The following is a 23,789-nucleotide window of genomic DNA, read 5'->3' on the forward strand; positions in this document are numbered from 1 at the left end:
GGTTGTCCAAACAGCTGATTGACCAGACAAAGGGAGCCTCGTTGGCTCCCTTTGTGCTTTTGGCGATCGGGTAAAGCCCCTACACCAGCGAGTGGCGTACTCCGGGGTGTTTGCCATCCGGGTGCTTGCCATGCTGCAACGCAGGCTCGCTGCCATCGGCCGGATTGTGCTGCAAAAACTCGAATAACCCGGCCTGCATATTGACGTTCCAGAAGCGCCCCGCCAGCGTCAGAACCAGCTGATCGCCAGCAAGATCGGCCAGCCCGTTTTGCCGCCAGGCATCGAACAGCGGCATTAGATGGCTGCGCAGTGAGGCTGGCAGGCGCGCCAGTGCCAGCACGCCCCTGTCGAAGGCACCGCGCAGCAGACCATCCATCCGCGCATTCGGATTGCGTCCCATCACCATGCCGGGCGCCCGAACTTCCTTTTCCTGTGCTTCGTGCCACTGGGCCAAATCCCGCCCATACATCACGCCATGGCCATGGATAGAGCCTCCGGCGCCGGCACCAAAGGGGAGGATCTCGGCGCCGCGCTTGGCCATCTGGTTATAGCGACTCTGCTCGGCTGGAGTGCGTCGCCAGTGACTGCAGGAGAGCCGCTCCCAACCATGCTGTTCCAGTTGCTGACCGCCGTAAGCGTACATGGCGGCCCGCTGCTGGCCATCGGCAGCCCAACCCAGCTTGCCTTGCTGCCCGGCCCGATCCAGATTGGTGCCCGGCATGGCGATAAGCTGGTAGAGATCAACCCCGTGCACACCGCTCGCCATCACATCCGTGATATCCTGCTGCCACACGGCATCATCCTGACCGGGCAGACCGAAAATGAGATCCGCCACGATCACTGCCGCATCATCGCGAGTCAGCTCGCCAAGGCGGGTCAGCAGGGTCTCCCTGTCATCGAGCCGCGCCGCCTGCTGGCGCACACCGGTATCAAAACTCTGCACCCCGAACGAAAAGCGGTTGAACCCGCCGCCCAGCGCAGCCTGCCACTTGGCATCGTCAAAACCGTTGAGGCGCCCCTCAAGGGTCACCTCGGCATCGGCCGCCAGCGGGAAACGCCGGATCATCCTGGCCAGCATTTCCAGCTCATCAGCACTCATATCGGTGGGGGTTCCGCCCCCGACATAGACGGCCGAGAAGGGGCGGCTTTGTACCAGCGGCGTCTCTGCGGCCCTGGCAAGCGATGCGCACAACCCGTCGATATAGCGGCTGATCCGCGCCGGATTGGCGCCATTTTCGAAGAAATTGCAGAAGCTGCAGCGCTTGCGACAAAAGGGGATATGGAGATAGAGGGCGCGCTCTTCGGCATCGCTCTCTTGCTGCCACCACTGTTGCCATTGGTTCTCATCGAGTGACAAGGGGCGTATCCCTCCCCGACTGGCATGTGCCGAGGTTTTGGCACTGAAGGCAAACTTGAGAGGATCCGGCGAAGCCACGCCGGTCATGGAAGGAGTTAGATGGATCATGGTGATGACTCGCAAATAACAGCAATGATAATTATTATCATTCTCGTGTTTTTGCGCAGGATCAACTCTTGGTGCCACTCAATCTGAAATTGCCCTGTTGGCAACCTCTATTACCGATCTGCTTAACAGATTATTTACTCAAGAGTGACTAAAGTGTGCCGATAGGAAACTGTCTACCCGCCTCTCCTTGTCTACGCTCAAGATGAAACGGGAACCAATAAAAACAGATAAAGGGCATGGGATCGGCCACTATGCATAACCTCTCACTGAACTGGAAAATCTTTCTCCCCCTTGCGCTGGTCATCAGCTCCACCTTTGCCCTCTGCTTCGAGCTCTCTGCCTGGTTGCAACGGGATCTCGCCATCCGCATGGCAGAAGAGAAGGTTGAGAGCGCCGCCAACACCTACATGGATCAGCTCAACGTATTGATGATGACCGGTGGCATGGCCAACCGGCAGATAGTGCAAACCAAGCTCAAGAGCGAGGCAGGGATTGTTGAAGCCCGTCTTATTCGTGCCCCCGCCGTCAGCAACCTGTTTGGCCCGGGCCATCCCGACCAGAAAGCCCAGGATGCCCTCGATGAACGCGCCATTACGAAGGGAGATATCATCCTCGAGCAGCAGGGCAACCAGCTCACCCTAATCAAACCGTTCAAGGCCTACAAAGAGTATCGCGGTACCCAGTGCACCAGCTGCCATCAGGTGGATGAGGGAACCGTCATGGGTGCGGTTAGGATCAGCTATGACCTGACCCATACCTTCGACGATATCCGCCATAACAACTTTATTTTGAGCGGCAGTCTGGCGGCTGTTTTCGGCCTGGGCTTCAGCCTGCTCTGGTGGGTACTGCAGCGCTACGTCAAACGGCCGCTGCGCCAGTTGCAGCTCACCATGATCCAGATGGCGAAAGAGCGTAACCTCGCCCTCCCTCTCGTCAACAACAGTCAGGACGAGCTGGGTCAGATGACCCGCGCCGTCAACGACATGGTGCAGGGCTTCCGCCACAGCTTGCAGGAGGTGGAAGGAGCGACGCACCAGCTCTATCAGGAGTCGAGCCAGATCCGCCAGGTCGCCACCCAGACCGAAAACTCGGCCCGTCAGCAGGAGGGGATGACCACCCAGGTGGCGGCCGCAGTGAGCGAGCTCGCGGCCAGCTCCCATGAAGTGCGCGAGCATGCCCGCCACAGTGCCGAGCTCTCCGCGCTCACCAATCAGGATGCCGCCAATACCAGCCGTCTCGCCCAGCACTCCATCACCGATATGGGCGAGATGTCGACTGAAATCGACAGGGTGGATCAGGTGATCCAGCAGCTCGACAGCCGCTGTCTTGCCGTGGATGGGGTATTGGAAGTGATCAAGGGGATCGCCGATCAGACCAACCTGCTGGCCCTCAACGCCGCCATTGAGGCTGCGCGAGCCGGCGAGCAGGGACGCGGTTTTGCCGTGGTGGCCGACGAGGTGCGCGCCCTCTCCAACCGCAGCCGCACTGCCAGCGAGGAGATCTCCCAGATGATCGCTGCCTTGCAAAAAGAGGCCCAGAGCGCCGTTACGGTGATCGGGGATGCAAAAACCAAGGCGGACGAGAGCATCAGCAAAACCGAGGCGACCCTGGCCGCCATGCAGAACATCATTGAACGCATCGCCCGGATCAATGATCTCAATGCTCAGATGGCCCAGTCAGCCGAAGAGCAGGACAGGGTCTGCAACGAGGTGGACCACTCGGTGAACCAGATCCGCAACACCTCCAACGACACTCTGGGTCAGGCTCATTCTGCCAACCTCGCCAGTATTCAGCTGGTCGAGCAGTGCCAGAAACTGGAAGCCCTGCTCAAGACCTATCGCTGGTAACCCAGCTCCGACAACAAAAAGCGCGCCTGTGGCGCGCTTTTACTTTGTATCAATTCCTAGCTGTATCAGCTCACGGACATATCCGTCTCAGCGGGCATTGCGGGTGGCGACCGCATCCGCCAGATTGCGCAGCAGGGTTTCGGTATCTTCCCAACCGATGCAGGCATCCGTGATGCTCTGGCCGAAGGTAAGCTCGCAGCCATCGACCAAATCCTGACGCCCTTCCACCAGATGGCTCTCCACCATCACGCCAAACACCGCCTTGCTGCCGGCGCGCAGCTGATCAGCCACATCGTCCGCCACGACCATCTGATTCTTGAACTGCTTGCTGCTGTTGGCATGGCTGAAGTCGATCATCACCTTTTGCGGCAGGCCGGCCTTCTCCAGCCCCTTCACCACCTCGCTGACATGGGCTGCGCTGTAGTTAGGCTCACGGCCACCACGCAGGATAATGTGACAATCCGGGTTCCCTTTGGTTGCAACGATGGCGGAGTGGCCATACTTGGTGACCGACAGGAAGTGATGGGGGGCACTGGCAGCACCGATGGCATCGATTGCCACCTTGATGGTGCCGTCGGTACCGTTCTTGAAGCCCACCGGGCAGGAGAGACCGGAGGCCAGCTCGCGGTGTACCTGGGATTCAGTGGTACGGGCGCCGATCGCCCCCCAGCTCATCAGATCCGCCACGTATTGCGGCGTGATCATGTCGAGGAATTCGGACGCGGTCGGCAGCCCCATGTCGTTGAGATCGAGCAGCAGCTTGCGACCCAGGCGCAGACCATCGTTTATCTTGCAGCTGTTATCGAGGTACGGATCGTTGATGAGCCCCTTCCAGCCCACGGTAGTGCGCGGCTTTTCGAAGTAGACCCGCATCACGATCTCCAGCTGACCTTTCAGCTCGTCGCGCAGCGCCTTGAGGCGCTTGCCATATTCGATGGCGGCAACCGGATCATGAATGGAACAGGGGCCAATGACCACCAGCAGACGGTCATCTTCACCATTCAGGATACGGTGGATGGCCTGACGGGAATCAAACACGGTCGATGAGGCGGTCTCGGTCGCCGGAAACTTCTCAAGCACCGCAACCGGAGGGAGTAACTCTTTGATTTCACTGATACGAACGTCGTCGGTTTGATGCTGCATGACAAGGCTTCCTGCTAGATAACTGCGATTAAGAAATCTCAACATAGCCCGCAGTCGAGTCGGTGTAAATAGAAAATTACATCACCAAAGAAAGTTTTTTTAACCTGCATCTTGCAAGTTAATGAAATACTGCTATCTGCGAACGTGCCGGAGATAAAAAGGCCCGCACAAGGCGGGCCCCATCATGTTGGAGGGATTAATCGCGCTGGCTGATGCTGGCCAGTTTTTCGAAGTAGTCCGGGAAGGTCTTCGAGGTGCACTTGGGATCGTTGATAGTCACCGGCGTATCGGACAGTGCCACCAGCGAGAAGCACATGGCGATCCGGTGATCGTTATAGGTATCGATCTCGGCGTGCTTGAGCTGCGTTGGCGGGATCACGGTAATGAAGTCACGCCCCTCCTCCACTTCTACGCCCAGCTTGCGCAGCTCGGTCGCCATGGCATGCAGGCGATCGGTCTCCTTCACACGCCAGTTGTAGATATTGCGAATGGAGGTCGGCCCCTCGGCAAACAGCGCCGCAACCGCGATGGTCATGGCCGCATCGGGAATATGGTTCATATCCATATCGATGCCGTGCAGCGGTGCTTGCTCCGCTTCGATAAAGTCATCACCCCAGGTGATGCGCGCGCCCATCTTCTCCAGTACGTCGGCGAAATGGATATCGCCCTGAATGCTGTGCTTGCCGATGCCGGTGACCCGCACCTTGCCCTTGATGGCGCCAGCCGCAAGGAAGTAGGAGGCGCTGGAGGCATCCCCTTCAACCAGAAAATCACCCGGGCTGATGTAGGTCTGGTTGCCCTTGATGTAAAACAGCTTGTAGTTGTCGTGCTCGATGACCACCCCGAACTGCTTCATGATGTGCAGGGTGATATCGATGTAGGGCTTGGAGACCAGCTCCCCCTTGATATGGATGCGGGTGTCGCCAGCCGCCATGGGCGCAGCCATCAGGAAGGCGGTCAGGAACTGGCTGGAAACGGAACCATCGACGTGCACATCGCCGCCCCACAGCCCCTTGGCATCCACCACCAGCGGCGGAAAACCATCTTTTTTCAGGTACTGGATATGAGCGCCCGCCTCACGCAGGGCATCAACCAGATGGCCGATGGGACGCTCTTCCATGCGCGGCTCACCGCCCAGGGTGTACTCACCGGAGCCCAGACACAGCGCAGCACAGAGCGGGCGCATGGCAGTGCCGGCATTGCCAAGGAACAGATTGATCGGCTCTTTGACGGCAAAACTGCGGCCAAGGCCTTGCACGGTGCACTCGGTCTTGTCGGCAGAGAGTTTGTACTTGACCCCGAGCTGGGTCAGTGCCGCCAGCATGTGACGAATGTCATCGCTGTCGAGCAGGTTGGTCAAACGGGTAGTACCACGGGCCAGTGCCGCCAGCAGCAGCGCCCGGTTAGAGACACTCTTTGAACCGGGCAGATTGACCTCACCGGCCACACGAGAAATGGGTTCCAAACGCAACGAATTCATAGACTTCCTGTGCAATCTCAAATAAATGACCTGACCGGACGTTAACAGTACGCGCCCCGCTCGGCAAGGGCAGCGACAGGGGAAAAACGGGGCTGCACGCTAAGATTCAGTCGTTGTTGAAAAAAAGACGCCGGGCAAGCCCGGCGTCAGGATTAACTACAGACCGGATCAGCCGTGACGCTTGGCAAACTCATCCATAAAGCTGACCAGCGCCTTCACACCCTCCAGTGGCATGGCGTTGTAGATGCTGGCCCGCATGCCACCGACGATGCGGTGACCTTTGAGCGCCAGCAGGCCAGCAGCTTCCGATTCGGCCAGGAACTGCTTGTCCAGTTCGGCATTTTTCAGCTGGAACGGGATGTTCATCCGCGAACGGCAGCTGACATCCACCTGATTGCCGTAGAAGCTCGACTGATCGAGATAGTCGTAAAGGAAATCCGCCTTCTCCTTGTTGCGTGCTTCCATCGCAGCAAGGCCTCCCTGTTCTTTCAGCCATTCGAACACCAGACCGGCCAGATACCAGGCGTAGGTGGGCGGTGTATTGAACATGGAGTCGTTCTTGGCGGTGAGCTTGTAGTCGAAAATCGACGGCACATCAGCTCTGGCCTGATCCAGCAGATCATCGCGCACGATGGCGATGGCGAGCCCGGACGGGCCGATATTTTTCTGGGCACCGGCATAGATGATGCCAAAGCGGCTCACATCGATGGGACGGGAGAGGATGGTCGAGGAGAGATCCGCCACCAGCGGTACATCACCGGTTGCGGGGATATCGAACATCTCGATCCCTTCAATGGTCTCGTTCGGGCAGTAGTGCACATAGGCGGCATCAGAGCGAAACGCCGGTGTCGGCAACAGGTGCGTAATCCCCTGCTCGTTTTTGGCAACCCCTTGCCAGGTCTGGATGTCGCCGTACTTTTGCGCCTCATCCACGGCCCCCTGCGACCAGACACCGGTCAGCAGAAAATCGGCCTTCTTGTTGGCACCACCCAGAAGGTTCATGGGCACCGCGGAGAACTGACCGCGGCCGCCGCCGTGCATGAAGAGCACCTTGTAGTTGTCCGGCACCGCCAGCAACTCCCGCAGATCGGCCTCGGCCTTCTCGGCGACCGCCATGTAGTGCTTGCCGCGGTGGGAAAGCTCCATGACCGAGGCTCCCAGCCCCTGAAAATTACAAAATTCGCGCTGGGCGCGCTCCATGACTTCAACCGGCAACATGGCGGGGCCGGCGCAGAAGTTGTAAACCTGTTTGCTCATGACGCTTTCCGTGAGTGGATGAGTGTGATCGATGACTTGTCAGGTTTTACACAAGAGCAGCCAGCGGATCAAAGGCTTTTTGGGAGCTGGCTCAACCTTTTACCGTCACTCTTGCTCCCCTTTTCAGTAGAAAAAGCCCTGAACGGGTCAGGGCTTGCAGAGAACATGCGCAGAAATGGTCAAGAGACCGCATAAACGGGTTGCCCCTGCCCTTTCCGACAAATTTACACCTTGGCGGTGAGCTCGGGCAGCAGGGTGAAGAGATCGCCCACCAGACCGTAGTCGGCCACCTGAAAAATCGGTGCCTCGCTGTCCTTGTTGATGGCCACAATCACCTTCGACTCCTTCATCCCCGCCAGATGCTGAATGGCACCAGAAATGCCAACCGCGATATAGAGCTCGGGAGCGACCACCTTGCCAGTCTGGCCAACCTGCAGATCGTTGGCGACAAAACCCGCATCAACGGCAGCGCGCGATGCGCCGACCGCCCCCCCCAGCTTGTCGGCCAGCGCCTCAATCAGCGCAAACTGCGCCTTGGAGCCAAGGGCTCGGCCACCGGAGACCACCACGCGCGCAGCGGTCAGCTCGGGCCGGGGCGATCGCACGGCAAGACGCTCCACCAGGCGAGTCCGGCGGGTCAATTCAGGCACCACCAGATTCTCGACGGGAGCGTTGCCTTCCTCCGTTGCCTTGGCAAAAGCCGTCGCCCGTACCGTCATCACCTTGATGGGGGCACTGCTCACCACCCGTGCGATCGCATTGCCCGCATAGATGGGGCGCAGGAAGGTATCGCTGCTTTCGATAGCCGTCACCTCAGAGAGCATCTCGACCCCGAGCCGGGCAGCTATTTGGGGCAGCAGCGCCTTGCCCATGGTGCTCGCCGCCATCAGGCAGTGGCTGTAACCTTCGCACCAGCGCGCCAACAGCTTATCGAGTCCCTCCAGCAGCCCTTCCGCCAGCGCAGGAGAGTCGGCCAACAGCACCTTGCTCACCCCGCTCAGCGCAGCTGCCTGCTGGCCCGCCTCGCTTATCCCCTGCCCCGCCAGCAGCAGATGCACTTCGCCACCCAACTGACTGGCAGCCGTAACCAGGCGGGCGACGTTGTCGGCCAGATGGCCCTGATGATGTTCGGCAATGATCAATACGTTCATAGTACCTTCGCCTCGTGCTTGAGTTTGTCCACCAGCTCATCCACCGAACTCACCTTGATCCCGGCGCTGCGGGCTGGCGGCACCATCACCCCAAGCAGACGGGTCTGGTTGGCAGGTACAACGGCGAGCTCGGCAAAGGGGGCACTCTCCAGCGGCTTGCGCTTGGCCTTCATGATGTTGGGCAGAGAGGCAAAGCGCGGTTCATTCAAACGCAGATCGGCGCTGACCACCGCAGGTAGCGGCATGCCCAGGGTCTCCAGTCCACCATCGATTTCACGGGTCACCCGCAACTCCTCTCCTTCCAACCTGATGGCAGAAGCGCAGGTAGCCAGCGACCAGTCGGTCAGGGCGGCCAGCATCTGGGCCACCTGACCGTTGTCCGAGTCGATGGACTGCTTGCCGAGCAGCACCAGATCCGGCTGCTCCAGCTCACACACCTTTTGCAAAGCGCGGGCGACGGTCAGCGGCGCCAGCGTCTCGTCTGTCACATAGTGGCGCGCCCGATCCGCCCCCAGCGCCAGCGCATGGCGCAGCTGCTCGGCGGCGGCATCCGGGCCAAAGGTCACCACCACCAGCTCGCTGGCGATACCGGCCTCACGCAGCCGGACTCCCTCTTCCACCGCGATTTCACAAAAGGGATTGATCCCCATCTTCACATTGGCCAGCTCCACATCGGAGCCGTCCGCCCTGACCCGGATCTTGACGTTGTAATCCACTACCCGTTTGATTGCGACCAGCAGCTTCATGGGGTCATGCCTCGTCTCTTTGGATTGAATTCATTCACCAGTCCCTGCACTTTTGCGTCGTGTTTCACTTAATTTTTTGCTTACAAGTGCTTTACGTTTACGTAAACTACCAGCACTACCCTAGGTCAACTTCGGTGCAGAGGCAAGATGGAACGAGAAGCAATGGAATTTGATGTCGTCATCGTAGGTGGCGGCCCGGCGGGGCTCAGCGCCGCCATCGCGCTGAAACAGCAGGATGCCAATCTCTCGGTCTGCCTGCTGGAAAAGGGCGCCGAAATTGGCGCTCATCTGCTTTCCGGCGCCCTGCTGGATCCCGTCGCTCTCAAGGAGCTGCTGCCACAAAGCTGGCAGCAAGCACCGCTCGGGGTAGCGGTCAATGACGACCAAGTGCACCTGTTGCAAAGCGAGAACCGCTCCCTGCAGCTGCCAAACTGGGCCGTACCGCCACGGATGCACAATGACGGCTGTCACATCGTCAGCCTTGGCAACCTTTGCCGCTGGCTTGGCCAGCAGGCGGAGCAGCTGGGTGTCGAAATATACCCGGGCTTTACCGCCAGCGACCTTATCATGGAGGCGGGACGGGTCAAGGGGGTGCTCACCGGCGATTTGGGACTTGATCGCGCGGGCAATCCAAAACCGGATCATGTTCCCGGCATGGCGCTCTATGGCCGCTATACCCTCTTTGCCGAGGGAGCCCGCGGCCATCTGGGCAAACAGCTGATCGCCACATTCAATCTGGAAAACATCGCCCAGCCCCAACACTATGCCATCGGTTTCAAGGAGCTGTGGCAACTGCCAGCTGGCCAAGGCAAAGCGGGACAGGTACTCCATGGCAGTGGCTGGCCTCTTGGCAAGGAAGGAGAGAACCACAGTCACGGCGGCTTCTATCTCTATCAGATGGAGGGAGATCAGGTCGCGGTCGGGCTGATCGTCGATCTCAACTACCAGAATCCCTGGCTCAGCCCGTTTGACGAATTCCAGCGCCTCAAGCACCACCCGCTTATCGCCAACCTGCTGCAAGGGGGTGAGCGCATCAGCTATGGTGCACGCGCCATCACCAAGGGAGGCTGGCACTCCCTGCCCCGCATGCACTTCCCCGGCGGCCTATTGATCGGTTGCGATGCAGGCACTCTCGACTTTTCCCGTATCAAGGGGATCCACACCGCCATGAAATCGGGGATGCTGGCGGCAAAAACCGTCGCGATGGCACTGCGAGGTGGCGATGAGGGAGGACGGGATCTGGTTCACTATGCCGACGAACTGCACCAGAGCTGGCTGGCACAAGAGTTGGGCGCGGCCCGCAACTTCGGCGCAGCCCTGCATCGCTGGGGCCCCTGGCTTGGTGGCACCTTTAACTGGCTGGAGCAGCGGCTGTTTGGCGCAAACTCGCCCTTCAAACTTATCGATAAGGAGCCAGATTACCGCCAGCTACGCATGGCCAGCCGCTGCGAGCCCATCCATTACCCCAAACCCGATGGCAAGCTGAGCTTCGACAAACTCTCCTCCGTCTATCTCGCCAACACCAGTCACGACGAGGATCAGCCCTGCCATCTCAAGCTGCAGGATGAGCTGATCCCGGTAAAGGTCAACCTGCCGACCTGGGGAGAACCCGCCCAGCGCTACTGCCCCGCAGGGGTGTTTGAGGTGCTGGAAACGGAGGGGGCGGCCAAACTGCAGATCAACGCCGCCAACTGCATTCACTGCAAGACCTGTGACATTAAAGATCCCAGCCAAAACATCGTCTGGACACCGCCACAAGGGGGCTCCGGGCCCAACTATCCTAATATGTGAGCTGCAGCTCACCTGTTTCTAAGACGAGCCTGCAACAAAGGGCTCGGATAAAGGGGGGCAGGAAGGCAAGGAGAGATGCGCAAGGAGCAGCGCTCAAAACGGGACGAGCTGCTCCGACCTCGCCACCTTGCAGCTGTTTTTTTGAACAAACAGGCTGAATCCCCAATGAATAGCCCCTGACAAGCGCGGCCCGCCCCTGTATAGTTCGCCGCATTCAGGTTTTCCATCGGCCCGATCTGCTCATCCACGGGATCGCCTTCTGCAGCGATCTAAGGCCGCATGACCTGTGCAACCATCCCTGATTACCCATGACTTTTTAAGGGGGGACAGATGATCACCGCCTACATTCTCAATAACAAGGTGCTGGATATAGTCACGCTCGGGCCTGACGACATAGTACCTGACAACACGGTCTGGCTGGATGCCTACAAGCCGGACACGGCAGAGCGAGAATGGTTGACGGGCCTGTTCCTGGAAGAGGTTCCCGACAAGGAAGAGCTCGACGACATCGAAGCATCAGCCCGTTTCTACTGGGATACCGATGGTCTGCACATTCACTCCCTGTTTCCCCAGCGGATCGGTCGTGACACCAAGGGTGTCCACGTCTCCTTTACCCTGCGCAACAACCTGCTGATCAGCATTCGTGAAGATGACATCGGGCTGGTTCGCCTGCTGCGCCACTATATGCGCCAGGATCGGCTGGAGGTGGAGGATGCCCTCGACATCCTGCTTGAGGTGCAAAACCTCAAGGTAGAGTACCTCTCCGACCTTATCGAAGATGGTTACAAGACCTTGGAAAACACCGCCGATCAGATCTTCGAGCCGGATCAGATCAACCCCATGCTCAAGGAGTTGATGGCTCAGGAAGAGGCCAATGGCCAGATCCGTCTCTCCCTGCACGATACCCGCCGTGCCTTGCGCTTCCTCAAGCGCAGCCTGCGCCAGCGCATGAGCCTTGAGCAGAACAAGTGGATCGACGAGATGCTGCACGACGTGGAGTCACTGTTGCCCCACACCCAGTTCCTGTTCGACAAGATCAACTTCCAGCTGGAGGCCTCCATGGGGGTCACCAATCTGGAGCAGAACAAGGTGATCAAGATCTTCTCGGTAGCCGCCGTAATATTCCTGCCGCCGACCCTGATCGCCAGTATCTATGGCATGAACTTTGGCCGCATGCCGGAGCTCGCCTGGGAGTATGGTTACCCCCTCTCGCTGGTGCTGATGGTGATGTCATCGCTCGGCACGGGTCTCTTCTTCAAACGCAAAGGCTGGCTGTAACGTCTGCTGCCCGGCACAAAAAGATTCTCGCGCATTGGGGGGCATGGCCCCCCGATTAATTCCCGCCCCCTCCCTCGCCTTGCAAAGGGCTCGCCTTCGCCCCATATCCCTTGCATCACTTGCACTCTATGAATGGATATCGGGCAACCATGACCCTCTACCCCGAACACCGCTATGACGATCACGGCCAGCTTCGTCCCCCTCTCTGGTTCTGGCCCATAGCCCTGCTACTGACCCGCTCGGTCTGGCTCTTTCTGATGGCTGGCGTCACCCGCCAAAGCGGCAGCGAGATCCTTGAGCTCTTCTACCCCGACAAGCTCACTCTCTATATCAGCCTGCTGACCGATGTGCCCGCCATGCTGGCACTGCTCGCCTGTGGCGGCACCTATCAGCAGACCCGCGGCATTCGCGCCAGACTCAGGCGCCACAGTCCCTTGCTGCTGCTCTGCTCTGCCACCAGCGGCCTGCTGATGCAGCTGCACAGCCTCAACTTGCAGAAGTGGTCGTTCAGCTGGCCCACCGCGCTGGTGCTGGTCGCCAGCCTCTGGGCGCTCTGGTATCTGCTGCGCAGTCGCCAGTTGCGCGAATATGCAGCCGATGAGCCCCACTAACGGGGCTCCGGACACGGTTTGCGAGGTATTCAGTCCTATTGAGGAGTAACCCGGATCTGCAGGGTCTGGCGATCGCTCTGGCTGCCACGCCCGCCCTGCAACTGCGTACCAAGGGTGCTGCCCTGCTGCGCCGAGCTGGTGGATAGCTCCCCCACCGTCAGCCACTGACCCGGGGCTCCACTGACCTCGGTGGCACTCTGCCCACGATTGATAGTTCCCTGCTCCAGCCTCGCCTGCTCGCTGCTGAGTGCTACCTGAACCCTGTCCCCTATCAGGGTTGCGGTGGCATAGAGGCCATTCACCAGCGGCATCATCCCCACTACCGCGCCCCCGTTCCACTGATAGAAGGTGACCGGCTGATAGGAGCCCATTTGCAACAGCACGGGTCGGCCCGACAACCCGCGTACCTGCCAGCTGTCATTCTGGCTGCGCTGGTACTGCTGGGCATTGCCATCAAGCAGCCACTGCCGCTTGGCCTCGTCACGGCTTACTGAAGCGCCCAGTTGTTCACTGTTGGAAAGCCCATCCACCCGCCACTCGATAAGCAGGCTTTGCGGTGGCTGGTTGATTTGCGCCAGAGTCGCCTCGGCTTCCTGCAATTGGGCCGGCGTCCCGCTCAGCACCAGCTGATTGCCCATGGCGCTTACTCCGAGCCGGGGATAGATCTCCTTGAGGGTCTGCACCGCGGCCTGCGCCTCGAATACCGGGATCACCTTCACCTCGGCCCACGACGGTGAGCTCCATATCCCCGCCATACAGCAGAGACACAGCAGCCACCTGCATCCATATCTCGTCAGACTGCTCATCACATCTCCTCCTGGACCCGAACCAGCTGTTCGATGATGAACCCCGTCACAGGCAAAAGACAACCTCCGAGATGCCCCTCACAACAACCTCGTCACCAGACTCCCGCCCTGGGCGGGTTATCGCGTAAGATACGACCCATTATGTTGACCAACCGGAACCTCTCATGCTGAAACAGCTGTTGTTACTCCCCCTCGCCCTGCTGCTGGCTGCCTGCTCGCTGACCCAGTACAACGTCAGCGAAGCCGAAATCAACCAGTACCTCAAAAAGCAGGTCTCTTTTGAAAAACAGCTGGGGATCCCCGGCATCATGTCGAGCAAGATCCGTCTTGACGAGATGCAAAGCCGTATCGGCCGCAAGCAACCGGATCGCATCGAACTCGATGCAGCTGGCGACCTGCAGGTAAGCAGCCCCCTTGGCAGCCAGCAGATGAAGGTTCGTTTTGCCCTGAGCGCCCGCCCGGAATATGTCGCCGATCAAGGGGCTATCTATCTGCGTGACCTCGAACTGGTCTCGGTGCAGACCGATCCGGCCAACATAGGTGCCGCATTGACCCCTATCCTGCCTACCTTCAATCAGTCGCTCTCCCTCTTCCTGTCGCAGACGCCGGTCTATCGCCTCGACAGCAGCCGCAAGAACGAAGCGAGGATCAAGGAGAAGGTCGAAGATCTCAAGGTGGAGCCGGGTCGTCTGGTGATCCCCTTCAAGGTGCTCTGATCAGGCAATTTCTCCCCCCTCACCTTGGTTGTGCAAACCGCCCGGCCTCTTGTCCTGTTCCCCAGACAAGCTGCCGGGCGGTTTTTTGCTTCTCAACCCGGCGCGAACAGAGCATAATGCACACCATTCTCATTTAGATTCGTCATGAGAAGCGTCAATAATAAAACCAATGGTGAAAAGGGACATGAGAAAAACCGTTCTGGTACAGGCCGTTGCCTGTGCTCTGGTGAGTGGCATCGCACACGCAGCCGTCAAGGTTGAAGACAAGACTTTCAACACCGCCGCCAACATGCTGGCCTATACCGAATTTGAACTCTCCGGCGAGCCGCTGGCCGAAGCGCTGGGGCTGGATCTGGACGTGCTGGATGCCAATCGCGCCGATGAGCCGACCCCGTTCGACTTCGCCGCCGGCATCGAATCCTATGAATACTCCGAAGAGGCGATGTACGCCCTCAACTATCAGTCCGGCATGGGCCCCCATCTGGTGAATGGGCCGCAAAACCTGGCCCGTGGCGGCACCATGGCCGATCTCGGCAAACGGGTCATGGCCATGGCGGAGGCAGTTGGCTTCCCGGCTGACGAGATCCCGCAAGGCATGTATCCCCTCTCCCTGCCCTACGCCTCCGCTAACCCGGAGTTTGCCGAGGCTGTGAATACCACTCCGGTCAATGGTGACCAGATCACCATCAAGACCGCAAAAGGCGTCGAGAAAACCGTCAAGACCCAGGTTCCGGCCTACTTCCGCGACTACACCACCCTGCGCTGGAGCGGCAGCGACAACCTGCTGGTGCCAGCGGCTGTGGGCGGCATCCTGCTCAAAGAGGTGATGTGGTCCCAGGACTTCCTCGGCGGCATGCATGTGGCCGAGAGCGATGAAGAGGTTGAAGCCGCCTCCGCCACCATGGATCAGGATGGCAAGCACAAGCTCGGCGTCTCCGCTGCAGATGGCTTCAACGGCATGATGCTGACCGAACAATCCATCGACAAGCTGACCATCATGCAGAACCAGCTCGGCTTCGATGGCAAGCAACTGGGTGCCAAAATCACCCCGCAGTATGATCCGGCCAAGGGCGTTATCTACTTCCCCCATCAGGTGAAAGTGAACGAGACTCGCAACAACGATGCGGGCGCCATCGGCAAGCTCGACGTAGTGGATGGCTCAGCCCAGCTGCGCGATGCCTGGATGATGCTGTGGCCACTCTCCGAGTTCTACGCTTTCAGCGACCAGCGCACGGCCAACACCAACCAGAATCCGGCCTTCCACGCCGTGTTTGACGGTGAGCCGTTTGCTGCAACACCCAAGGCCAACCAGACCAATGATCTGGGCAAGGCGGTGGCGGGCAGCGACGCCTTCTCGCTGGCACTCAACCTCTCCAGCTTCACCTTCAAAAACCTGACTGCCCTGCACTTTGATGGCAAGGCCGGCACTCTGGTAGATAGCTGGCAGGCAGGCAAACAGAGCAAGCACGTCACCACCTTTGACGCCGCTTACGCACTGGTCGCTCTGCAGATCTTCCAGCGCGCTCAGGATGCATTGCCGGTCGGTTACGCCGCTGGCGACAACGGCGAGCTGAACCTCAAGACCAAGCAGGGTCAGCAGGCGCTTGAGCTTATCCGCAAGCAGGCCGATTTCATCCTTGCCAATCTCAAGGGGAACAACGGGCTGGTATACGATGGTCTGACACTGGGTGGCAAGGTAGACAAGGCGCAATCCGTTGATGCCCAGTTTGCCGCTATCCGCGGCCTGACCGCTGCGTTCCTCGCGACTTCCGATGCCAAGTACCGCACTGCCGCCCGCGAGCTGTTCATCGCTGCCGACAAGGCCTACTTCAATGCCAAGGCGGGCACCTGGCTGGCGGGTAAACAGGGTGAATACACCCCCTGGACCCAGGCAGCCATCTCCGGCGCGCTGCGTTCTGCCATGCTGAACCTGCGCAACGAAGGGGCCGAGAAGGCGCCCGAACTGGAGCTGGCCAAGTTGACCGGTCAGTACGTCAGCTGGTTCCGCGGCACCGTCAACGGCGGTATGCAGATGGCCGAGTGGGTCGGCGACTCCGGCGAGAACGTCATCGAAGGCGCCGGTGGTGACACCGACGAAGATGGCGTCCCGCAAGTGACCGCCGCCGGTGGCAAGCACGGCACCGCCATGGTGATGGCCGCCAAAGCGGTGGTTAGCGAGTAATTCGCACCATTCACCCCGTATGAAAAAGGGAGCCTTGATGGCTCCCTTTGCATTACAGCGTCTGACTCTTCATTTCAGGGCACTTCAATTAATTCCCTTGGGTTAACCCAGCTTGTCCAGCATCTCCTTGGTCACCAGCACAATGCCCTGCTCGGAGCGATAGAAGCGGCGCGCATCCTCATCGGCATTCTCACCCACCACCAGCCCGTCGGGGACCTTGCAGCCCTTGTCCACCACCACCCGGCGCAGACGGCAGCCGGTACCGATCTCGACCCCCGGGAAGATGACTGCCTGATCCAGAGTACAGAAGGAGTGCACCCGCACGTTGGTAAAGAGCACCGAGTTGAGCACGAACGAACCACTGACGATGGTTCCGCCGGCAAACATGGAGTTGATGGTCATGCCGTGCTGGCCATTTCTGTCCTGCACGAACTTGGCGGGCGGCGTCAGGGTCTGGCTGGTCCAGATAGGCCAGTTTTGATCGTAAATATCGAGCTCGGGCAACACAGAGGCGAGGTCCATGTTCGCTTCCCAGAATGAATCCAGGGTACCAACATCACGCCAGTAAGGTTTTTGTCCCTCGCGCGCCCCGACACAGGACATGTTGAAGGGGTGAGCAAAGGCCAGCCCCTCCTCCACGATGCGGGGGATCACATCCATCCCGAAATCGTGTTTGGAGTCCTGGTTGAGAATGTCTTCTTCCAGCAGCTGGTAGAGGTACTCCGCCTCGAAAATGTAGATCCCCATGGAGGCAAGAGAGCGATCATCACACCCCGGCATGGCGGGCGGGTTGGCCGGTTTTTCCACGAAGGCGCGGATCTTGCGCTGCTCGTCGATATCCATGATGCCGAAGGCTGACGCCTCGGCGCGCGGCACCTCGATACAGGCTACCGTGACCTTGGCACCGAGACGCACGTGATCGAGCAGCATGGCGGCATAGTCCATCTTGTAGATGTGATCCCCCGCCAGCACCACTATGTATTTGGGACCGTAGTCGCGAATGATGTCGACGTTCTGATAGATGGCATCGGCAGTACCGCGATACCAGTGCACCTCGTCCACCCGCTGCTGGGCAGGCAGCAGATCGATGAACTCGTTCATCTGGTAGCGCAGGAAAGACCAGCCTGATTGCAGATGGCGCAGCAGGCTGTGGGATTTGTACTGGGTCACCACCCCCACACGGCGGATCCCCGAGTTGATACAGTTGGAGAGTACAAAATCGATGATGCGGAACTTGCCGCCGAAATGGACGGCCGGCTTGGCGCGGTTGTCGGTCAACTGCTTCAGGCGACTGCCACGTCCTCCCGCCAACACCAGTGCCATACTCTGGTTCAACAACTGACGTGCTTTGGCACTATTTTCGGGCTCTAACAACATGATTTACCTCTGCCTTGTTTGATCTATTTTCAACCCATCTTCGCCTGTTTCAGTAGCACTGAAAGTGGTTTCACTCACATTTAACCGATCTCAATTGGCCCTTTTATCCGAGTTGCGAGTCATAACATGTTTTGCTTGGTAAGCTTGGTTAAAATTTCCTCATAAAGCAGCCACTTCAAGGATGACAAGATGGTTCACAAGCTCGGACGCCCTCTCGTTTTGATCGCCATCATAGTGGCCATACCTCTATTGCTTCTGCAAGGGGTTTGGCTGGCTATGCAGAGCACTCCGCTGACGCTCGCTCTGATTTTGGGCACCACGCTAATCGGCATGGCCCTACTGCTGATGCTGGCTCTGCGCACCCTAGGCGGCATTCAGCAACATCAGGAACAGCTCTGGATAAAAGCACTGCGCAGCCGGGATCCTCAGTTACTGGAAGCTCCCCGGTCGCAAGAAGCGCTGCAACAGTTGCTGGAGCAGTTTGAAAGCGCCGAGCAGCATGTCCATCGCCAACTCACCGAGCTGAGCAATCTGGCCACCACCGACGAGCTGACCCAGCTGCTCAACCGCCACGCCTTTCGCCGCGACATGACCGAGTTGCTGCAGCGGGATCAGGATACCCAGACCGCGACGCTGGTGCTGGTGCGTGCCACCGAGCTTGGCAAGATCAACGCCCAGCGGGGTTTTCAATCGGGGGATGCCTATATCAAGGATATGGCTGCGCTCATCAAGCGGGTGGTCAGCCGGTTTCCCGGCAATCAGGTCTATCGCATCTCGGGGGCAGACTTCGCGGTGCTGGTGCAACCGGCCGCCAATATCCCCCCTCACCTGTTGGGGCAGGACCTGAAAATCGCGTTCGATCACTATCAGGAGCAACATGAGCTGGAGAGCACCGGTTACTCCGGGCTGACCAAGCTCAGCAGCGGCCAGAAAATCGAGGCCGTGCTGGCCCGGGCCGATCTGGCACTGGCCCGCGCCCAGACCGAAACCATCAATGGCTGGGCCATTCAGCAGGATGACAATGTCTCCGACATGCAGGGCCAGCAACACTGGCGCGACGTACTGACCGAGGTGCTGGCGCAGGAGCGGCTCGGCTTTACCTATCAGCCGATCCAGCCGCTGCATCGCAGCATGCCGGCCTACAACGAGATCTATACCCGCTTTGCTGGCAGCGATGGCACAGCGCTGCCCACCGATACCCTCTTTGCCATGGCACAGCGGCTGGATATGGTGATGCGACTGGAGCAGCTGGTCATCACCCACATCATGCGTCAGTATCGGGCGTTTGGCTCCAACCAGAGTCGCTGGGGGATCAATCTCTCATCCAACCTGCTTCAAAACAGCGCTTTTCTGATCTGGCTGGACAGACAGCTGCTCAAGGATCCCAACACCAGTGCCAATCTGGTGTTTGAACTCGACGAGGAGCATCTGGAGCGCAACCTGACCGGTGCCAAGCGGGTGTTTGAACTGCTCAGGCGCAATGGCAGCCGCTCGGCCATCGCCAACTTCGGCAAGGGGATCGGCTCCTTCACCCTGTTTCGAGAACTGAAACCTGACTACATCAAGCTCGACCCCGCGCTCATCACCGGGCTGGAGCAGGATCAGACCAACCAGCAATTTGTGAGGATGATTGTCGACGTGTCACACCGGATGGGTTGTCAGGTAATTGCCGAGGGGGTTGAGCAGCTGGGCCAGAAGCAGCTGCTGCAGGGAATGTATGTCGATGGACTGCAAGGCTACCTGATCGCCCGGCCGCAACCTTTGCGACCGGATATCAGCCAGCTTGGTCTCTTTACTGAGGATGTTTCAACTTCAACAGAGTCAGAATGATCTCGTTGAGCTGGCGGTAACGCTCCAGCTCTTTCTGATCGTAACGGGTAGCCAGCGTGGTGGGGTTGTGGCGGTTCTTGAGGTAACGATTGATCTGCAGGCGATTGAACCCCGCCACCTGATAAACCTGTGCCAGCAGGGTATTCAACTCCTCATTATCCAGACCGGCTCTTGCCAGATAGTGGCTGTCGGCCGGGCTTTCGGTCTGGAAACTCCACTTGCCGATACGGCCACTCTCTTGCAGATAGGCAAGCCACTGCTCGACATAGAGCGGTTTGCAGCCAGCCAGCAGATTGAAGAAGCCGACCGAATCGCAGCGACAGCCGCTCAGCAGCACGACCGCCAGTGCATCATCGTCACACTGGAAAATGACCGGCCCGGATTGTGCCCAGTCCAGCGCCTGAATGCGGATGCTGGCCCGTCCTCCCGTCGCACCTGCGACATCGAATAGAAACATGGCGCCCCCCATGGCAAAAGGTTGATGATGGACCATCCCCCGACGAGGTGCAAAGGCAAATTGGCATTTAACTCATCAATGCAGCCATTCGACCATAAAAAAAGACCGGTATTCTCACGAATACCGGTCTCTAGCTTGCTGCCCTGAACACTCAGTGCATCAGTGGAGGCGCTTTCAGGCGTCCAGTTCAACCAGCGCTTTGGCCAGCTCAATCGGTTCGAGCTCCTGGCCTTCCAGATCGGCGTTCCAGTTCGGGCCGACCAGCACATCGTCTTCATCCAGATCGTTGATCCAGATATCGAGAAACTCTTCCAGATCGATCACTTCCGGCTCGTAATCGGCCCACTCGTCCACGCAGTGCAGACGGGCATCTTCTTCGGCAGACCAGAGCGGCATGACGTCGGCATCTTCAAACTCGGCAGAGCGGCAGACCACCCAGTCCTCACCATAGCGCAGGCCCCACACCTGACCCGACTCGCGGACTTGTTCGATAAAAAGTTGGAAATTGGCGTCAAGGTTCTCGGTAAGCATGCTCATGGGGCTCTCTCATTTTCTCAGGTGCGGCGGCATTGCCGGCCGGCAATGCGGTGGCCAAATGGTGTCGCAAAAGCGACATGGACTCAAGCATATTGGGGTTATTGATGGAAAAAAGGGGCCTGAAGGCCCCTTTTCACGTCAAAACGTCTGCAAATGGCGGTGTTTTGCAACAATTCGGGATCAACGCTCCCAGTAAACCTCTTCCAGACTGTCCTCTTTCTCCGGCAGACCGCGAGAGAGACGCGGGCTGCTCTGGGCCAGCACCTCATAACTCACCCGGTTGGCGTACTTGCACACCTGAGAGAGTGAAGAGTAGGTGAGGAACTCGGAGATGTGCTTGGCAGAGTTGGGCACATTCATCCGGTGATAGGAGTTGGCTACCATGTCGTGCAGCACGGCGGAAAGCGCGCCATCCCCTGCCCCGTTGGTGTTCTTGATCTTCTCCGGCCCACCCATGTAGGGAGAGATATGAGAATAAATCCGTACCGGCTTGCGGCACTTGGCGCGCGCCATGGGGCGGCTGAACTCGTACATGTTGAACTCGGGAATAACCCCGGGCAGCAGCGGCAAGGTGGTCTCGCGCTTGAAGTCATCTTCGGTGTAGGCTGCCATATAGAGCCCCACCGGACCGGCGGTACAGAGCACCATGTCAGCCCAGTCAAGCGCCTTGTCGGCTGCGGCCAGCGGATCGGAGAAACCGGTCAGGGCCTCGCCCTCCTCCTCGTTCATGGCGAGCACGGTGACGTTTTCGCTGATGAAGTCACGCCACCACTGGGGGTCAGACTCGATGACGAAACGGGTACCCAAGGTAAGCACCACTGGCACACCGGCCTCTCGGGCATAACGCACAGCGGCCATGGCGGCCTCTTTCATGGGAGTGCCATCTTCACCGCGCACCAGATAGGCCGTGATGACCAGAGCGGAGGACTCCTTGATGATCTCTTCAGGGATGTGCTCTACATCCAGATGATCCATCTTGCCGGCGTTGATGCCAAAGCTGCGCTCGCCCCCTTCGGTGATGAAGGTAAAGCAGCGACCAACCGGGCCGTCTACCGGCTGCAGGTAGTCGAGGTTGACGCGAGAGGAGGTATTGCAGAGGTAACGATAGGCGTAGCTGCCGATGCGGATATCCTGGCTCATGACGCCAAGCAGGATGGAGTGGGAATCAGCCAGCACCGAGTAGTTGTGCATGGTGTTGCCGATGGTGCCGCCGGCAAATTCGCTCACTACCATGTTGTTGCTCTTGAGCTCGTCGTAGATCTGCTCGGCCACTTCATCGGAGATGAGCATGGAGTGGCCACGGCTCAGGCCATAACGCTCGAGAAACGCCAGATCGACATGGGCTTCGATGTCGACCAGCGTCTGGTCAATCCCGACCACATAGGCCTTGCCCCGCTCCGAAAGCACCGCACTCTGGGAGATGAGGGGATCACGACGATCCACAGGAAAGTAGTGTTTGGACTTGCGCTGACCGGGAAATTTCATGGCAATGTTCTTGTGCTCTGGGGGAAAGAGGGGCGGGATTTTAACACAATCTGTCGCACCGAAAAGTCGCTCTGTTTAAATAATGGAGTCAGTATAGACAAGGGTTGCGAGGAAAAACGTTTGCCCTTTAACCACAAAAAAACCACCCGAAAGCGGATGGTTTTTGACACGCGATCCAGAGGGATGATTCACCCATTGAGCAAGCCGTGAAAAAGGGCCAACCCGGAGAACAGCCCGAGGGATAGCCAGAACAACAAGGTGCCAACGAAACGGGGCACATTGGGTGCTCGCGGGATCTGGATGCCAATGGCATGCAGTACGCGACCAACCAGCAGCATGATGCCGCCGGCATGCAGCAAGAGTGCGCTGGCACCGGCCATTTCACTCAGGGCCATCAGCAACAGGGTCAGCGGTACGTACTCGGCAAAGTTGCCGTGAGCCCGGATTGCCGCCAACAACTCAGGGGCCTCCCCCTGCCCTATCATCACCCCGAACTGGGCGCGGCGTCTGACCACCCAGGCGGAGAGCCCCAGAAACAGCAGCCCCAGCAAGCCTGCGTAGATCAGCGTGATATGTACCATGACTCGACTCCTTGTTTAACTGACTGTCGGTCACTCATGCCAATTCACGGCAAATGAGCGAGACCATCATCCTGATATGGGCCTGATCGCTGTTGAGCGCCGGAATATAGCCAAACTCCTCGCCACCGGCAGTCAGGAAGATCTCCTTGTTCTGCACCTGGATCTCCTCCAGCGTTTCGAGGCAATCGGCGGCAAAGGCCGGGCAGATCACATCGAGCCGCTTGATGCCTCGGGCAGGCATACCGCCCACCGTCTCATCGGTATAGGGCTTGAGCCACTCCTCCTTGCCAAAGCGCGACTGGAAACTGGCGGTCCACTGTCCCGCCTCCAGCCCGAGCGCATCGGCCAGCAGGGACGCGGTATGACGGCACTGATGACCGTAGGGATCGCCCTCCTGCTCGTAGCGCTCGGGGATACCGTGAAACGACATCAACAGATGTTCACCCCGGCCATGCTGCTCCCAGTGACGGCGCACGCTCATCGCCAGCGCCTGAATGTATTCGGGGTGGGCATGGTAATCGCGAATGAGCCGCACCACGGGCAGATTGCGCTCATGCTTCATCGCCCGACCCCAGGCATCGAACACGGATGCCGTGGTACTGACCGAATATTGCGGATAGAGCGGCAACAGGATCACCCGGTTGACCCCCTTGGCCTTGAGTGCCTGCCACCCCTCCTCCAGCGAAGGAGAACCATAGGTCATGGCAAGCTCGACCGGTACATCGACCCCTTCACGCTTGAGCTCCTGCTCGAGCGCTGCCCGCTGCTGTTTACTGATCACCATCAGTGGCGAACCCTGCTCGGTCCACACCTGCTGATAGAGCTTGGCCACCTTGGGCGAGCGGGTTGGCAGAATGATGAAGTGGAGCAACGGGCACCAGAGGTAGCGTGGCAGATCGACGACCCGGGGATCGTGCAGAAACTGGCTGAGAAACGCTTTGACGGCGGCGGTGGTGGGGGCGGCTGGGGTACCCAGATTGACCAGCAAGATTCCGGTTTTCGTGGTCACATTGGCTTCCTGTCTATCTGTCATGATGCAAAAAAGGGCC

At 58.9% G+C, this 23,789-nt stretch carries 20 protein-coding genes; 7 read left to right on the forward strand and 13 right to left on the reverse strand.

Annotation, left to right across the window (positions count from 1 at the left end):
* Positions 1–79 precede the first annotated feature (79 nt).
* A complete protein-coding gene (hutW, locus tag AACR93_RS14010) occupies positions 80–1,465 on the reverse strand; it encodes a heme anaerobic degradation radical SAM methyltransferase ChuW/HutW (RefSeq protein ID WP_043851090.1) in 1,386 nt (461 codons plus the stop codon).
* Between the two features lie 251 nt (positions 1,466–1,716).
* On the opposite strand from hutW, the gene AACR93_RS14015 reads away from it, so the two are divergent.
* Positions 1,717–3,312: a methyl-accepting chemotaxis protein gene (locus AACR93_RS14015; RefSeq protein WP_043851091.1), complete on the forward strand. Its 1,596-nt coding sequence runs from the start codon at positions 1,717–1,719 to the stop codon at positions 3,310–3,312.
* Between the two features lie 87 nt (positions 3,313–3,399).
* Here AACR93_RS14015 and aroG read toward each other — a convergent pair whose 3' ends face one another.
* The 5 genes from aroG to AACR93_RS14040 all read right to left on the reverse strand — a co-directional run bounded on the left by aroG (position 3,400) and on the right by AACR93_RS14040 (position 9,089).
* Positions 3,400–4,455: a 3-deoxy-7-phosphoheptulonate synthase AroG gene (gene aroG / locus AACR93_RS14020; RefSeq protein ID WP_043851061.1), complete on the reverse strand. Its 1,056-nt coding sequence runs from the start codon at positions 4,453–4,455 to the stop codon at positions 3,400–3,402.
* A gap of 196 nt (positions 4,456–4,651) precedes the next feature.
* Entirely contained in the window at positions 4,652–5,935 is a 1,284-nt protein-coding gene (gene aroA, locus AACR93_RS14025; protein ID WP_043851062.1) for a 3-phosphoshikimate 1-carboxyvinyltransferase, read from the reverse strand.
* Between the two features lie 168 nt (positions 5,936–6,103).
* Positions 6,104–7,192, reverse strand: a complete 1,089-nt coding sequence (gene serC, locus AACR93_RS14030) for a 3-phosphoserine/phosphohydroxythreonine transaminase (RefSeq protein ID WP_042657901.1) — start codon at positions 7,190–7,192, stop codon at positions 6,104–6,106.
* Positions 7,193–7,416: 224 nt separating this feature from the next.
* Positions 7,417–8,343: an electron transfer flavoprotein subunit alpha/FixB family protein gene (locus tag AACR93_RS14035; RefSeq protein ID WP_043851063.1), complete on the reverse strand. Its 927-nt coding sequence runs from the start codon at positions 8,341–8,343 to the stop codon at positions 7,417–7,419.
* Positions 8,340–9,089: an electron transfer flavoprotein subunit beta/FixA family protein gene (locus AACR93_RS14040; RefSeq protein WP_043851064.1), complete on the reverse strand. Its 750-nt coding sequence runs from the start codon at positions 9,087–9,089 to the stop codon at positions 8,340–8,342. The genes AACR93_RS14035 and AACR93_RS14040 overlap by 4 nt, the downstream gene beginning before the upstream one ends.
* 147 nt (positions 9,090–9,236) lie before the next feature.
* Here AACR93_RS14040 and AACR93_RS14045 point away from each other — a divergent pair, with 147 nt between their 5' ends.
* The 3 genes from AACR93_RS14045 to AACR93_RS14055 all read left to right on the forward strand — a co-directional run bounded on the left by AACR93_RS14045 (position 9,237) and on the right by AACR93_RS14055 (position 12,769).
* Positions 9,237–10,880: an electron transfer flavoprotein-ubiquinone oxidoreductase gene (locus tag AACR93_RS14045; RefSeq protein WP_043851065.1), complete on the forward strand. Its 1,644-nt coding sequence runs from the start codon at positions 9,237–9,239 to the stop codon at positions 10,878–10,880.
* Between the two features lie 330 nt (positions 10,881–11,210).
* Complete coding sequence (gene corA / locus AACR93_RS14050; protein WP_026456618.1) at positions 11,211–12,158, forward strand: magnesium/cobalt transporter CorA; 948 nt, start codon at positions 11,211–11,213, stop codon at positions 12,156–12,158.
* A 149-nt stretch (positions 12,159–12,307) separates the two neighbouring features.
* Entirely contained in the window at positions 12,308–12,769 is a 462-nt protein-coding gene (locus AACR93_RS14055; RefSeq protein WP_043851066.1) for a DUF2919 domain-containing protein, read from the forward strand.
* 35 nt (positions 12,770–12,804) lie between these two features.
* On the opposite strand, the gene AACR93_RS14060 is transcribed toward AACR93_RS14055, so the two are convergent.
* Positions 12,805–13,524 carry a hypothetical protein gene (locus AACR93_RS14060; RefSeq protein WP_231556939.1) on the reverse strand — a complete coding sequence of 240 codons (720 nt, stop codon included), beginning with the start codon at positions 13,522–13,524 and terminating at the stop codon, positions 12,805–12,807.
* Between the two features lie 215 nt (positions 13,525–13,739).
* Here AACR93_RS14060 and AACR93_RS14065 point away from each other — a divergent pair, with 215 nt between their 5' ends.
* Together AACR93_RS14065 and AACR93_RS14070 are read left to right on the forward strand one after the other, a co-directional pair.
* Positions 13,740–14,291 (forward strand): lipoprotein, encoded by a 552-nt coding sequence (locus tag AACR93_RS14065; RefSeq protein ID WP_043851068.1) that lies wholly within the window; start codon positions 13,740–13,742, stop codon positions 14,289–14,291.
* Positions 14,292–14,475: 184 nt separating this feature from the next.
* Positions 14,476–16,473: a hypothetical protein gene (locus AACR93_RS14070; protein ID WP_043851069.1), complete on the forward strand. Its 1,998-nt coding sequence runs from the start codon at positions 14,476–14,478 to the stop codon at positions 16,471–16,473.
* A 102-nt stretch (positions 16,474–16,575) separates the two neighbouring features.
* Here AACR93_RS14070 and glgC read toward each other — a convergent pair whose 3' ends face one another.
* Entirely contained in the window at positions 16,576–17,850 is a 1,275-nt protein-coding gene (glgC, locus tag AACR93_RS14075; protein ID WP_041207494.1) for a glucose-1-phosphate adenylyltransferase, read from the reverse strand.
* Between the two features lie 189 nt (positions 17,851–18,039).
* Here glgC and AACR93_RS14080 point away from each other — a divergent pair, with 189 nt between their 5' ends.
* Entirely contained in the window at positions 18,040–19,680 is a 1,641-nt protein-coding gene (locus AACR93_RS14080; RefSeq protein ID WP_043851070.1) for an EAL domain-containing protein, read from the forward strand.
* On the opposite strand, the gene AACR93_RS14085 is transcribed toward AACR93_RS14080, so the two are convergent.
* The 5 genes from AACR93_RS14085 to hemH all read right to left on the reverse strand — a co-directional run bounded on the left by AACR93_RS14085 (position 19,643) and on the right by hemH (position 23,749).
* The gene (locus AACR93_RS14085; protein ID WP_033115182.1) at positions 19,643–20,137 is read right to left on the reverse strand and encodes a hypothetical protein; all 495 of its coding nucleotides are present in this window, start codon (positions 20,135–20,137) and stop codon (positions 19,643–19,645) included. The two genes, AACR93_RS14080 and AACR93_RS14085, sit on opposite strands and share 38 nt — an antisense overlap.
* Positions 20,138–20,311: 174 nt before the next feature.
* Complete coding sequence (locus AACR93_RS14090; RefSeq protein WP_033115181.1) at positions 20,312–20,674, reverse strand: DUF2750 domain-containing protein; 363 nt, start codon at positions 20,672–20,674, stop codon at positions 20,312–20,314.
* A gap of 180 nt (positions 20,675–20,854) precedes the next feature.
* The gene (locus tag AACR93_RS14095; protein ID WP_041207491.1) at positions 20,855–22,159 is read right to left on the reverse strand and encodes an inosine/guanosine kinase; all 1,305 of its coding nucleotides are present in this window, start codon (positions 22,157–22,159) and stop codon (positions 20,855–20,857) included.
* A 188-nt stretch (positions 22,160–22,347) separates the two neighbouring features.
* The gene (locus AACR93_RS14100) at positions 22,348–22,740 is read right to left on the reverse strand and encodes an MAPEG family protein (protein WP_043851071.1); all 393 of its coding nucleotides are present in this window, start codon (positions 22,738–22,740) and stop codon (positions 22,348–22,350) included.
* A 34-nt stretch (positions 22,741–22,774) separates the two neighbouring features.
* Positions 22,775–23,749: a ferrochelatase gene (gene hemH / locus AACR93_RS14105; protein WP_043851072.1), complete on the reverse strand. Its 975-nt coding sequence runs from the start codon at positions 23,747–23,749 to the stop codon at positions 22,775–22,777.
* Between the last annotated feature and the right edge of the window lie 40 nt (positions 23,750–23,789).

The sequence above is a fragment of the Aeromonas sp. L_1B5_3 genome (genome assembly GCF_963866575.1).
GTDB classification, from domain to species: Bacteria; Pseudomonadota; Gammaproteobacteria; order Enterobacterales; family Aeromonadaceae; genus Aeromonas; species Aeromonas jandaei.